Source organism: Micromonospora sp. HM5-17, assembly GCF_003762835.1.
In the GTDB taxonomy this organism is placed as follows: Bacteria; Actinomycetota; Actinomycetes; order Mycobacteriales; family Micromonosporaceae; genus Plantactinospora.
Map to the genome: position 1 here is coordinate 1 of NZ_RJWA01000011.1, position 13,794 is coordinate 13,794.

General features: G+C 72.6%; 8 protein-coding genes. 5 read left to right on the top strand and 3 right to left on the bottom strand.

The window, feature by feature from the left end:
- Positions 1 to 285: 285 nt before the first annotated feature.
- The gene (locus tag EF879_RS23875) at positions 286 to 1,011 is read right to left on the bottom strand and encodes a hypothetical protein (protein WP_123562362.1); all 726 of its coding nucleotides are present in this window, start codon (positions 1,009 to 1,011) and stop codon (positions 286 to 288) included.
- 68 nt (positions 1,012 to 1,079) lie between these two features.
- Here EF879_RS23875 and EF879_RS23880 point away from each other — a divergent pair, with 68 nt between their 5' ends.
- The 3 genes from EF879_RS23880 to EF879_RS23890 all read left to right on the top strand — a co-directional run bounded on the left by EF879_RS23880 (position 1,080) and on the right by EF879_RS23890 (position 5,564).
- A complete protein-coding gene (locus EF879_RS23880; RefSeq protein WP_123562364.1) occupies positions 1,080 to 3,707 on the top strand; it encodes a valine--tRNA ligase in 2,628 nt (875 codons plus the stop codon).
- A gap of 208 nt (positions 3,708 to 3,915) precedes the next feature.
- Positions 3,916 to 5,187: a folylpolyglutamate synthase/dihydrofolate synthase family protein gene (locus EF879_RS23885; RefSeq protein ID WP_123562521.1), complete on the top strand. Its 1,272-nt coding sequence runs from the start codon at positions 3,916 to 3,918 to the stop codon at positions 5,185 to 5,187.
- Positions 5,184 to 5,564, top strand: coding sequence for a DUF4233 domain-containing protein (locus EF879_RS23890; protein ID WP_123562366.1), 381 nt, complete (start codon positions 5,184 to 5,186; stop codon positions 5,562 to 5,564). The genes EF879_RS23885 and EF879_RS23890 overlap by 4 nt, the downstream gene beginning before the upstream one ends.
- A gap of 22 nt (positions 5,565 to 5,586) precedes the next feature.
- On the opposite strand, the gene EF879_RS23895 is transcribed toward EF879_RS23890, so the two are convergent.
- Positions 5,587 to 7,050 carry a VOC family protein gene (locus EF879_RS23895; RefSeq protein WP_123562368.1) on the bottom strand — a complete coding sequence of 488 codons (1,464 nt, stop codon included), beginning with the start codon at positions 7,048 to 7,050 and terminating at the stop codon, positions 5,587 to 5,589.
- Between the two features lie 638 nt (positions 7,051 to 7,688).
- Here EF879_RS23895 and ileS point away from each other — a divergent pair.
- Positions 7,689 to 10,862 (top strand): isoleucine--tRNA ligase, encoded by a 3,174-nt coding sequence (gene ileS, locus EF879_RS23900; protein WP_123562370.1) that lies wholly within the window; start codon positions 7,689 to 7,691, stop codon positions 10,860 to 10,862.
- 194 nt (positions 10,863 to 11,056) lie between these two features.
- On the top strand, positions 11,057 to 11,755 hold the full coding sequence (locus tag EF879_RS23905) for a 1-acyl-sn-glycerol-3-phosphate acyltransferase (RefSeq protein WP_123562372.1): 699 nt from the start codon (positions 11,057 to 11,059) through the stop codon (positions 11,753 to 11,755).
- Between the two features lie 234 nt (positions 11,756 to 11,989).
- Here the strand turns inward: EF879_RS23905 and EF879_RS23910 are convergent, their stop codons facing one another.
- Complete coding sequence (locus EF879_RS23910; protein ID WP_123562374.1) at positions 11,990 to 13,648, bottom strand: hypothetical protein; 1,659 nt, start codon at positions 13,646 to 13,648, stop codon at positions 11,990 to 11,992.
- Between the last annotated feature and the right edge of the window lie 146 nt (positions 13,649 to 13,794).

The window sequence follows — 13,794 nt, forward strand, 5'->3', positions numbered from 1 at the left end:
TTCGTGGGGGTTTTGGCGGCTGTTGTTGTTGTTTCCGCGGCTGTTTGGGATGTTGGTCCGGCTCATTTGGGCTTTTGTTTCACGAACCAACACGCCGGCATGGCATGTCGCTCGTGGGTGGCGCGATTCCGTGCCTTTCGGCATCGAGCGACCTCTGCCCGCGCCAACCCGCTGACCGTGTCGCCACGACCGATCTGGCAACCGTCGCGTATACGGCCGCAGCCGGGCACGGCGGCGGACCATCGGCGAGTGGGTCCGCACGCCGGGCTGTTGGCGAACGCGCCCTCAGCCGCGCTGCTGGATGGCGGCGCGGATGGTTCGGAGCAGGGCGGCGGCCTCGCCCAGATCGCGTCCGGGGAACATCGCCATCACGACGCTGCCGTGGTCGGCCCAGCCGCAGATGGCGATGTCGCCGCCGTCGCCGCGGCTCGTGCCGCACTTCATCACGCCGCCGAGCGGACCGGCGTCCACCGTACGCAGGTCACCGATCGTCCCCTCGCCCTCCGACACGAGATCGAAGAGCCGGTCCAGGTCGCGTTCCGGCTGCCACACCAGGCCTGTCCCGCCGAACAGCAGCACACTCCGGTCCGGGGCGTCGGGGTCGGCGTACACGACCCCGATGCTCTCGTCGGTGTCGACGATGTCCGCGGTGAAGCCGATCCGGAGGTAATCGGCGGTCTCCCGGGCCCGCATGCTGGTGTCCTGTCTCAGGCCCGCGATCTCCGGCGGGATGCTGAGGGTGGCGTCCTTCTCCTGGAGAATCCGCCACCCGACGCTACCGAACCCGACGCCCGCGACGAGGGCGAGCGTCAGGATCGCACCCAGGACGATCGTCCGCCGCCGTGACCACCGGGGCGCGGTGGATCGGTCCTCCGACCCCGAGGGGGCAGACGAGTCCGTCGGGCCGCCATCCCGGGGCGCCGCCTGGTCCAGGACGACCGGTTCCGACGTCAGCTCTATGGGAGCGGCATCGACCGACGGACGCCGATCGGGGTGGGAAGCATCGGACATAGCCGCCACCGTACGCGACGGGGGAGGCGGCGCACGACGGACCTGGCAGCGCTCCGTAGACTTTCCGGGTGACCGAGACTCTGGACTCCCACCGCACCACGGCCGCGCCCCTGCCCGCCCAGTACCAGCCGGGCGAGGTAGAGGGCCGCCGGTACGAGGCATGGGTGGCGGCCGGGCACTTCCGGGCCTCGGCCGACAGCGACAAGCCGCCGTTCACCATCGTCATCCCGCCGCCGAACGTCACCGGCTCCCTGCACATGGGCCACGCCCTGGACCACACCGTGCAGGACGCGCTGATTCGTCGCAAGCGCATGCAGGGCTACGAGGCGCTCTGGCTCCCCGGCATGGACCACGCCGGCATCGCCACCCAGAACGTGGTGGAGCGGCAGCTCGCCGGCGAGGGCCTGTCCCGGCACGACCTCGGGCGGGAGAAGTTCGTCGAGCGGGTCTGGCGGTGGAAGGCCGAGTCCGGCGGCGCGATCCTCGGCCAGATGCGCCGGCTCGGCGACTCCGTCGACTGGGACCGCGAGCGCTTCACCATGGACGAGGGGCTGTCGCGCGCCGTACAGACGATCTTCAAGCGGCTGTACGACGACGGCCTCATCTACCGTGCGGAGCGGATCATCAACTGGTGCCCGCGTTGTCTGACCGCGCTCTCCGACATCGAGGTGGAGCACAGCGACGACGAGGGAGAGCTGGTCTCCATCCGCTACAGCGACGACGTCGTGGTCGCCACTACCCGGGCCGAGACCATGCTCGGCGACACCGCGGTTGCGGTGCACCCCGACGACGAGCGGTACCGGCACCTGATCGGCACCGAGGTCGAGCTCCCGCTCACCGGGCGACGGATCCCGATCGTCGGCGACGCGCACGTCGACCCGACCTTCGGTACCGGCATGGTCAAGGTGACCCCTGCGCACGACCCCAACGACTTCGAGATCGGCCAGCGACACAACCTCCCCGCCCTGACGATCATGGACGAGCGGGGGGTCATCACCGCGTCCGGCCCCTTCGAGGGACTGGACCGCTTCGAGGCACGGCGGGCGGTCGTCGCCGCCCTGCGCGAGCAGGGTCGGATCGTCGCCGAGAAGCGGCCGTACGTGCACGCGGTGGGGCACTGCTCGCGGTGCGGGACGACGGTCGAGCCGCGACTGTCGCTCCAGTGGTTCGTCAACACCGGCCCGCTGGCCCGGGCCGCCGGCGACGCGGTGCGGGACGGACGGGTGCGGATCGAGCCGGCCGACATGGCCAAGCGCTACTTCGCCTGGGTCGACAACATGCACGACTGGTGCATCTCCCGGCAGCTCTGGTGGGGCCACCGGATCCCGGTCTGGTACGGCCCCAACGGCGAGATGCGCTGCGTCGGCCCCGACGAGGAGCCGCCGACCGGCGAGGGCTGGCACCAGGACACCGACGTCCTCGACACCTGGTTCTCCAGCGCACTGTGGCCGTTCTCGACCCTCGGCTGGCCGGAGGACACCGCCGACCTGGCCAAGTTCTACCCGACCAGCGTGCTGGTGACCGGCTACGACATCCTCTTCTTCTGGGTCGCCCGGATGATGATGTTCGGCCTCTACGCGATGGACGGCCGGCAGCCCTTCGACGTCATCGCGCTGCACGGCATGGTGCGCGACCAGTTCGGCAAGAAGATGTCGAAGTCGTTCGGCAACGTCATCGACCCGCTGGACTGGATCAACCGGTACGGCGCCGACGCTACCCGGTTCACGCTGGCCCGGGGCGCCAATCCCGGGCAGGACGTACCGGTCAGCGACGAGTGGTGCCAGGGCTCCCGGAACTTCTGCAACAAGCTCTGGAACGCTACCCGGTTCGCCCTGATGAACGGCGCCCACGTCACCGGCGAGCTGCCCGGACCGGACCGGCTCTCCACCGTCGACCGGTGGATTCTGTCCCGGTTGCAGCAGGTCATCACCGAGGTGGACCGGCAGTTCGAGGCGTACGAGTTCGCCAAGGTCTGCGACGTGCTGTACCACTTCGCCTGGGACGATGTCTGCGACTGGTACGTGGAGCTGGCCAAGCCGGTGCTGGCCGCCGGCGGCGCGCGGGCCGAGGCGACCCGACGGGTACTGGGGCACGTGCTCGACCAGCTGCTGCGGCTGCTGCACCCGATCATCCCGTTCGTGACCGACGAACTCTGGATCGCGCTCACCGGGCCGGAGCGGTCGGTCGACTCGGTGATGGTCGCGGCCTGGCCGGAGGCCGTACCGGAGCTGGTCGACACGGCGGCGGAGCGTGAGATCGCCGAGCTGCAGCGGGTGGTGACCGAGATCCGTCGGTTCCGCTCCGACCAGGGGCTGCGGCCGACGCAGCGGGTTGCGGCACGGCTCGACGGCCTGGCCGAGGCCGGGCTCGCCGGTCACGAGGCGTTGGTCCGCTCGCTCGTCCGGCTCGACGAGCCGGGTCCGGACTTCCAGGCCAGCGCCACCCTGGCGGTGACCGGGGCGGTGACCGTGGCGCTCGACACCCGGGGGTCGATCGACCTCGCCGCGGAGCGGGCCCGGCTGGAGAAGGACCGGGCGGCGGCCGAGAAGGAGCTCGTCCAGGCCCGGACGAAGCTGGCCAACCCCGCCTTCGTCGAGAAGGCGCCCGCGCCGGTGGTGGAGAGGATCCGGGCCCGGCTCGCCGCGGCCGAGGCCGACCTCCAGCGGATCGACGCCGCTCTGGCGGCACTCGGGTGAGGTCCGGTCGCCGACGCCCGGGCGGCCCTGCCGGGACGGTCCCCGGCGGAGCCGCCCGGCGGGGGAGCCCGGCGTGGTGGCCCGCCGGGCGGTACGGGAGTCGTGGTAGCCGGGGGGAACAGGCGGGATCGTGGTGAGTGAGCGGAGTGGGCGGACGGCCGAGTTCGCCGCGGTCGAGGCGGAACTGGCCGAACGGGGCTTCACCCGGATGGTCTTCGACCTCGGACGGATCGAGACGTTGCTCGACGTGTTGGGCAGCCCGCATCGGGCGTACCCGTCGATCCACGTGACCGGGACGAACGGCAAGACCTCCACCGCCCGCATGATCGACGCGCTGCTCCGGGCCTTCGGGCTGCACACCGGCCGGTACACCAGCCCGCACCTGGAGACCGTGCGGGAGCGGATCAGCCTGGACGGCGAACCGGTCAGCGAGGAGCGGTTCGTCTCGGTGTACCGCGAGGTCGCACCGCTGGCCCGGCTCGTCGACGAGCGGGCGGACGAGCCGTTGACGTACTTCGACCTGACCACGGCGCTGGCCTTCGCCACCTTCGCCGACGCCCCGGTCGACGTGGCGGTCGTCGAGGTGGGCCTCGGCGGGGCGGAGGACTCCACGAACGTACTCGGCGCCGGGGTCTGCGTGATCACCCCGATCGGGCTCGACCACACGGAGTGGCTGGGCGACACGATCGAGGACATAGCCCTGGCCAAGGCGGGCATCATCCACAAGGGCGCCACGGTGATCTCGGCGACCCAGCCGGACGAGGCCGTCCGGCCGATCCTGGAGCGCTGCGTCGAGATGGACGCCACAGTCGCCCGGGAGGGCAGCGAGTTCGGCGTCCTGCGGCGGACGCTGGCCGTCGGCGGACAGGTGCTCTCGCTGCAGGGGCTCGGCGGGGTCTACGACGACGTCTTCGTCCCGCTGCACGGGGCACACCAGGCTCAGAACGCCGCGGTGGCGCTCGCCGCCGTGGAGGCGTTCCTCGGCGCCGGCGCGTCCCGCCAGCTCGACGTCGAGACCGTACGCCAGGGCTTTGCCAGCGCCGACTCACCCGGGCGGCTGGAACGGGTCCGGTCGGCGCCGACGATCCTGCTGGACGGCGCGCACAACCCGCACGGCATGGCGGCGACGGTCACCGCGCTGCAGGAGGAGTTCGCGTTCAACCGCCTCGTCGCGCTGGTCGGGGTGCTCGCCGACAAGGACGCGACGAGTCTGCTGGAGCTGCTGGAGCCGGTCGCGGACGCCGTGGTGATCACCCAGAACAGCTCGCCCCGGGCGATGCCGGCCGCGGAGCTGGGCCGGATCGCCGCCGAGATCTTCGGACCGGAACGGGTCCGGGTGGCGCCGGCACTGCCGGACGCGATCGAGGCGGCGGTGGCCCTGGCGGAGTCGGACCTGACGGGGGAGTTGAGCGGAGTGGGCGTGCTGGTCACGGGTTCGGTGGTCACGGTCGCCGACGCACGACGGCTGTTGAAGCGATGAGCGGCGCCACCGAGGACCCCGCCGGAGGGCCGGTCGAGCGGCGGTCCGGGCTGCGAAACCCGGACCGGGCGGTACGGAGTCTCGGCGCCCTGACGTTGAGCGTCGAGACCGTCACGCTGCTACTGGCGATCCAGCCGATCCGCCTGCTCGGCGGCCACCTCGGTGGAGCCGCCATCGGCACCGTCGTCGGGCTCGCGGTGGCGGCGGTCCTGGTGGCCGGGTGCCTGCGGCGGCGCTGGGCCTGGCACGCCGGAACCGTGCTGCAGGCGCTCCTGATGCTCGCCGGGTTCCTGCACTGGTCGCTGGGGGTGTTGGGCGTCATCTTCGCCGCCGTCTGGGTGTACGTCCTGCACGTACGGCGGGCGATCCTCGGCTGACCCCGGCCGGGCACACACCCGGTCAGTCAGGGTCACGTTCGCGCCACTGGGTCAGCGCGATGCCGTGCCCGTCCGGATCCCGGAACGCGGCCGCCCAGAGCTCGAGTTTCGCGCCACGGTTGACCGCCCGCGGGGGGTAGGTGAACTTCACCCCCTTGGCGACCAGCTCCTCGTAGGTGGCGTTGACGTCGTTGACCTCAAGGTTGAGGTGCACCAGCCGGCGGTTGATCGGCGCGACCTCGGGGATGGCGCGGAGCACCAGGCGGGTCGCGCCGGAGGCGAGGACCGCGTTCCCGTTGCCGCCGTCGATCTCGAAGAAGCCGAGGAGATCTCGGTAGAAGCTGACCGAGCGCTCCAGGTCGGTGACGAGCAGGGTGATCCCCACTCCGGCGATCGGCCCTGACTCGCCGAGCCGGGCCGGGGGCGGGGTGGCCCGCAGGTTGGCCAGGATCGCCTCGTCGTCGGAGGTCAGCGTGGGGTCGGCGGCAGGTTCGACGTCGGCGTCCGAGGCCGGGTTGTCCAGGGCGATGTCGATCTCGCTGTCCGGCGTACCGGCACGGGGGGCGGGAGGTGTCGGGGCGGCGGCGGTCGGCTCCCGACCGGAGGTGTCCGGCGGAGTCGGCTCGGTCACCACGGTGGAGACGGCCGGCGCGGCGGTCTCGGCTGCCGGACCGGGGCTCGGCCGTCGGGCCTCGCTGGTCGGGGCCGGCCGGGGACGGCGGGGCAGCGGCGGGGTGGCCGGTGCCTCCACCAGGGTCCCCTCCAGGACGATCGTCCCGCCCGGCGTCTGGCGCACCACCACCGGTTCGTCGCGGGGTGCACCCCGATCGTCGTCCCGCTCGTCGCGGAACGGTTCGGGATCCTCGCGGAACCGGTCCGGATCGTCGACGGGGTCGTCGGGGACGGTCTCCGCGACCGGCGGGCCCGCGAACGGGTCGTCCCGCTCGCGCCGCGCCCACGGCGGCGCCTCCTGCTCGATCAGGATGTCGTCGCCGAGTGGGTCCGGGCCCTCGAAGGGCGGCGGAAGGTCGCCGCTCGCCGCGGCCTCGGCGTGGGTCAGCACCTCGTCCCAGAGAATCCGGACGTGTCGCTGGTCGTCGATGGCGACCATGATCGGCAGCGTCGCGCCCGGATCGGGCCACTTCGACACCGGGACCCTGGGGTCGCGGATCTTCACCGAGCGGGCCGGCACCCCGGGAGCGTCGATCACGATCTGGAGCTCACATCGGCCGAAGGCCGACGAGGCCGGCGGCTCCGTCACGCTGTGGACGTGGCCGACGCCGGTCACCCACGCCCGGGGGCCGGTACGGACCGCGGTGATCGCGACCAGCCCGACCGCGAGGGCGAGCAGGGCCACGCCGAGCATGGCGATCGCCCAACTGCGCATCCCGACGCCGAAGAGCGTGACGAAGGTGGCGAGGGTGCCCAGCACCGCGGCGACGAGCTTCCGTACGGGTGCAACCTGGCGTCGCCGATCATCTGCCACAGTGGACCTCCTACCTACGGTCAGGCTAGGCCGGATCCGGCGGGAATGGAACGACCGACGATGGAGGAGGTTCGTCGTCGGGGCCCGGACCACCCCTCGGATCCCTCCGGGTGGGGTCCGGCCGCCCCGGATCCCTCCGGGCGTCCGGCCGGCGCCCAACCGACGCGACGTCCGGCCGACCCGGCCGACCCCGCCTTCCGGACAGCCTCCGCCGGGGTGTCCGGGCTGGCGGGGCACGTCGAGCGGCCGGGGTACCCGACGGCCGCCCCGGACGGTCCCGTCCGGCGTCTTTGTCCGTCGGGATGCGGTCTGTCGGGCTCGGCCGACCGCCCGGTCGCGGGGGCTCGGCCCGGGGCACGGGTATCGGAGTGAGCCCGACCGGCCGGGTCGAGTATCGTGGAGAGCCACAGGCGATGACCCGGCCATCACCGGTGAGCCTCCGGAAGAAAGGGCCCCGCCCGGCGTGGCCCGAGTAGAACCGGACGGGACCGGCCCGTCACAGCCGGCTAATGAGCGGGTGGTCGGCTCCCGACCACCAAGCGGGGTGGTACCGCGGGTCTGCGGTGCGTCGGTGGGCGTACCCGGGCTCGTCCTCGCAGATCACAGGCAGTGCGCTGCACCGAGGAGAGCGACCCGCGATGGCGTACCCGAAGAACGCCCCCGCCGGCACGGGTGTGCCGGCCAGTCCGGACCTGCCGGCGATCGAGCGTCGTGTGCTCGACGGATGGGCGGCGGACAAGACCTTCGAGGCGAGCGTCGAGTCCCGGGACGCGGGACCGAACGGGGCCAACGAGTACGTCTTCTACGACGGCCCGCCGTTCGCCAACGGCCTGCCGCACTACGGCCACCTGCTGACCGGCTACGCCAAGGACGTGATCCCGCGCTACCAGACGATGCGGGGCCGCCGCGTCGAGCGGCGGTTCGGCTGGGACTGCCACGGCCTGCCGGCCGAGGTGGAGGCGGAGAAGCAGCTCGGCATCACCACCAAGGCGGAGATCCTCGACCTCGGGGTGGCCCGGTTCAACGAGGCCTGCCGCACCTCCGTGCTCGCCTACACCAACGAGTGGGAGCGGTACGTCACGCGTCAGGCTCGCTGGGTCGACTTCGGCAACGACTACAAGACGCTGGACCTGAGCTACATGGAAAGCGTCATGTGGGCGTTCAAGCAGCTCTACGACAAGGGGCTGATCTACGAGGGGTTCAACGTACTGGCGTACTGCTGGCGCTGCGAGACACCGCTGTCGAACACCGAGACCCGGATGGACGACGTCTACCGGGACCGGCACGACCCCACGGTGACCGTCTGGTTCAGCCTCACCCCGGACGAGAACGCCCCCGAGCCGGTGCGCGGGCCGGTCCGGGTGGGGGTCTGGACCACCACACCGTGGACCCTGCCGTCGAACCTGGCACTCGCCGTCGGGCCGGAGATCGAGTACGCGGTCCTGGAGCGGGACGGCGAGCGGTACGTGATCGGGGCGGCGCGGCTCGGCGCGTACGCCACGGAGCTGGAGGGCTTCACCCGGGTCGGCACGGTCACCGGTCGGGACCTGGTCGGCCGCCGCTACACGCCGCTGTACGACTTCCTCGTGGAGCGGGCCGGGCCGAACGCGTACCAGGTGCTCGGCGCCGACTTCGTGACCACCGAGGACGGGACCGGGGTGGTGCACCTGGCGCCCGCGTTCGGTGAGGACGACCAGAAGGCCTGCAACGCGGCGGGCATCCCCACCATCGTCACCGTCGACGACCACACCCGGTTCACCGCGCTGGTGCCGCCGTACCAGGGGGAGCAGGTCTTCGACGTCAACCGGTCGGTGATCCGGGAGCTGAAGGAGCGTGGCGTGGTGCTCCGGCAGGACACCTACACCCACGCGTACCCGCACTGCTGGCGCTGCGACACCCCGCTGGTCTACAAGGCGGTCTCCTCCTGGTTTGTCGCGGTGACGAAGATCAAAGACCGGATGGTCGAGCTGAACCAGCAGATCAACTGGACCCCGGGGCACGTCAGGGACGGCTCCTTCGGAAAGTGGCTGGCGAATGCCCGGGACTGGTCGATCAGCCGGAACCGGTTCTGGGGGTCGCCGATCCCGGTCTGGAAGTCGGACGACCCGAACTACCCCCGGGTCGACGTCTACGGCTCGCTCGAGGAGCTGGAGCGTGACTTCGGGGTACGGGTCACCGACCTACACCGGCCCGGCATCGACGAGCTGACCCGGCCGAACCCGGACGACCCGACCGGCCGGTCCATGATGCGGCGGGTGCCGGAGGTGCTGGACTGCTGGTTCGAGTCCGGCTCGATGCCGTTCGCCCAGGTGCACTACCCGTTCGAGAACCGCGAGTGGTTCGAGCACCACTACCCGGGCGACTTCATCGTCGAGTACCAGCCGCAGGTGCGGGGCTGGTTCTACACCATGCACGTGTTGGCGACCGCGCTCTTCGACCGGCCGGCGTTCCGCAACGCCGTGGTGCACGGCATCGTGCTCGGCTCCGACGGGCGCAAGATGTCCAAGAGCCTGCGCAACTACCCGGACGTCTACGAGATGTTCGACACCTACGGCTCGGACGCGATGCGCTGGACGCTGATGGCGTCGCCGGTGCTGCGCGGCGGGGACGTGGTGGTCAGCGAGACGGCGATCCGGGACTCGGTGCGCCAGGTGCTGCTGCCGTACTGGAACGTCTGGTACTTCTTCTCGCTCTACGCGAACGCGGAGGGGTACACGGCCAAGCGGAGGACCGACGCGGGGGCGGCCGGCGGTGCCGGCGACCTGCTGGACCGGTACGTCCTGGCCAAGACCCGGGAGCTGATCGAGGCGGTCACGGCCGAGCTCGACGCGTACGACATCTCCGGTGCCTGCGCCTCGGTCCGGTCGTTCCTGGACGCGCTGACCAACTGGTACGTCCGGCGGTCCCGGGATCGCTTCTGGGCCGGTGACCGGGACGCCTTCGACACCCTCTACACCGTGCTGGAGACGGTGAGCCGGGTGCTCGCCCCGCTGGCCCCGCTCACCGCCGAGGAGGTGTGGCGCGGGCTGACCGGGGAGCGCTCGGTCCACCTGACCGACTGGCCGGACGCGACCGAGTTCCCGGCCGACCACGAGCTGGTGGCGGCGATGGACGCCGCGCGCGGCGTGGTCTCGGCGGCGCTGTCGCTGCGCAAGGCGAAGGGGCTCCGGGTCCGGCTGCCGCTGTCGTCGCTGACCGTGGCGACCCCGGCCGCGGCGACCCTGCGGCCCTTCGCCGACCTCGTGGCGGACGAGGTGAACGTGCGGTCGGTCGAGTTCAGCACCGAGCTGAGCAGCTACTGCGCGCAGGTGTTGACCGTGGTGCCCCGGGTGCTCGGCCCCCGGGTCGGCAAGCAGGTGCAGGCCGTGATCAAGGCGGTCAAGGCCGGGGACTGGTCGCTGGTCGACGGCGTACCGGAGGCCGCGGGGGTCCGGCTGGAGCCCGGCGAGTACGAGCTGAAGCTGGTTCCGGCCGATCCGGAGCAGTCGGCGCCGCTGCCCGGCGGCGAGGGCGTGGTGGTGCTGGACACCACGGTCACGCCGGAGCTGGCCGCCGAGGGGTTGGCCCGGGACGTGATCCGGGTCGTGCAACAGGCCCGCCGGGACGCGCGCCTGAACGTGTCGGACCGGATCGACCTGCTGATCGGGGCCGGCCCGGAGGTGACCGCGGCGGTTCAGGCGCACCGCGACTTCGTGGCGCGAGAGGTGCTGGCGGAGTCGGTCGAGTACACGACACCGGAGCAGGTGACGGGCGGCTTCGCCGGCGAGGTCGGCGAGAACGAGCCGGTCACGATCCGGGTGCGCCGCCGCTGACCCTCGCCGGGACCGGTCCCCGGACCGGCGCCCCACGACCGGTTTCCGGACGAGGCCTTCATCCCCGACCCAACGGATGTCTGCGCACGGTAGCGGTGTGTGGCGGTACGGGTGACCGCGCCGGTCACCCGTACCGTCCCGGCCGGGCGTCGGCTACCGTGACAGCGCCACCCACCCCGACTGCCGGAGGTTCCGTGCCGCTGCTCTACACCATCGGCCAGTACACCGTCGCCCCCGTCCTGCGGTTCGCCTGGCGTCCCATCGTCGAAGGGCTCGAGAACGTCCCGAAGACCGGTGGCGCGATCTTCGCGGGCAACCACCTGTCGGTCGCCGACGAGATCTTCCTCGGCGCGGTGGTGCCGCGACACCTCGCGTTCTGGGCCAAGGCGGAGTACTTCACCGGCACCGGGTTGCGGGGCTGGCTGACCAGGTCGCTCGTGACGGGGCTGGGGGCGATCCGGGTCGAGCGCAGCGGTGGGCGGGCCGCCCTCTCCGCGTTCGACGGGGCCATTCCGGTGCTGCGGGCCGGGGACCTGGTCGCGCTCTATCCGGAGGGGACCCGGTCGCCGGACGGGCGGCTCTATCGAGGACGGACCGGCGTGGCTCGGCTGGCCCTGGCCGCCGGGGTGCCGGTGATCCCGGTGGGGACACTCGGTACGGACAAGGTGCAGCCGATCGGTGCCCGGATGCCCCGGCTCGGCGCTGGCAAGATCATCATTCGGTTCGGCAAGCCGCTCGACTTCACCGGCCGGCCGGTGGACCGGACGTCGCTGCGCGAGATCACCGACGAGATCATGATGGAGATCCAGAAGCTGACCGGCCAGGAGTACGTACCCCGGTACGCTCCGGTGCGTGGCGCCCCCGGTGGCGCGGCATCGCCGGCGGACACCTGATCCGTTCTCCCCGCCGGGTGCTTCCGGCGCGGGTCGAGAGCTGTCCGCCTCCTGCCGCGTGCCGCCGCCGTCGGCCCAGGTCCCCAATCGCCGGCCCGTCCGTCCGGCGCGACCGCCGCCGGCGGCGCCGAGGTCAGCGATCCGGCCGAGCCCGTTGGTCGTCGGTGTCGGCGCCGCGTCCGGAGGTGCCCGTCGGTGCCGGGTTCCGGGTCGGTTCCCGGTGTCGGGCTCCGGTCAGTCCCGCAGGACGATCTCCTCGCGCATCGCCAGCAGCAGTTCCGCGCTGTCGTCGATGTTGCGCAGCGTGAAGAGCCCGCTGATGAGGCTGCCGTGGTCGGCCGCGGTGCAGACCACCACCGATTCGCCCCGCTCCCGGCCAACGCCGCAGCGGTGGTACTCACCCCGGACGCCCGTGTCGATGTCGCGGGTGTCGGTGACGCCGTACTTCTTCTCGAACTGGCTGAACTCCTCGTCCACCGCGCCCTCGGGGTCGAGGCGGAAGCCGGTGGTGCCGAAGACGGTGACCCGCTTGCCGCGCCCGTCGCGGTACACGGCGGCGAAGGTCTCCTTGCTGAACCAGTTCCGCATCTCCAGGTCCGACCTGAGGTCGCTGGTGACCCGCTGGTCCTCCTGGCCGTCCTGGAGCCGGAGGTCCAGGACCTGCTCGGGGAGTGGGTCCGCCGGCCGGGCGGGGTACTGGGTCCAGATTGGCCAGAGGTAGTACCCGGGAAGGCCACAGCAGCAGGCGACGGTGAGCAGGGTCAGGGTCAGCATGACCCGGGGCCAGCGCCGCCGTCGTCGTGCCGGAGCGGGCGGCGGGCTCGGCGGTGCGGGCTGTGGCGGGGGCGCCGAGGGCCGCTTTCGCGTCACCGGCCGGGGTGGGGCCGCCGGTGGCGGCGGGGCGGCCGCCGTGGGCGGTCGTGGTGGTTCCCGGCGTGTCGCCCGCCCGGCCGGAGCCGGCTCCGGTGCCACCGACGATCGGGCCGAGGAACCGGGCCGGGGCTGTGGCGCCGGTGGGGGCGACCCGGGCAGGGCCGGGAAGCGTCGGGTCGCCGGAAGCTGACGGGGCGGCGGACCGGAGGGTCCCGCGGGTTCGGCCGGTGGGTGCGCCAGCCCGGCGGATGCGGAGTGGTCGACCGGCGGGTGGGACCCGGGGTCCAGGGACGGAAACGCAGCCGGTGTGACCCACGGGTCGTTGGCGACCCCGGCCCAGGGATCGACCGGCGTCGGCATCTCGGCCTCGTCCGGCTCCAGCGCCGGCATCCGCAGGGTCGGGTCGGGGCGACGCGCCGGGGCCGACGCCGGTACGCGTGGCGGGGGCGGCTCGTCGTCGCCGCGCCACCGACGCTTGCGCCGGCTCGGTGGCGGCACCGCCGCCGAACCGGTCCAGCGGGGCGCGGCGACCCGGGTCGGCTCGGGGTCGGCCCCCGCCTCCGGGCCCGTGACCGGGTCCGGCCCGCCGGTACGTGGTCCCGCCTCCCCGGCCGGGTTGTCGGCGTCGGTACGCGTCGCTGCGGCGTCGGCCGTGTCGGGCCGGGTCGACGGCACCGGGGCGGTGACGTCCGGGGGCGGCGCCACCTGGGTGACCTCGGGAGGCGTCGCCGGCTGCGCCGTGCCGGCCCGGGCGGGGAGGGTCGGCTCCGTGACGTCGGGGCTCGCCGGGCTCGCGTCGCCGTCGTCGGCCGGGAGCCGTTCGGTCGCGTCCCCGTCCGGGCGGGTCGCCGCCTCGTCCCGGGACGGGTCGGGGTGGGCGGCGTCCTCGGTGGGGACGGTGGTGACCGCGGGGTCGCGATCGTCGCGACCACCGTCCGGTGCCGGCTGGGCCGGCTCCGACCGCCCGGGTGAGGTGGCTCGGCCCGCCGGCTGACCCTCGTCCGGCTGAGGCGGAAGCATCGTGCGGATCTCCTCTCGCGCCGGTCCGAGGTTAGTACGGTCGTACCAGTTCGTCCGGTCGCGGTCCCGTGGTCCGTCGTGGGACGGGCGGCCCGGCCGCGTACGGCGGGTACGACGAGGGCTCGGGTTAGGGTTCCTACCCGACC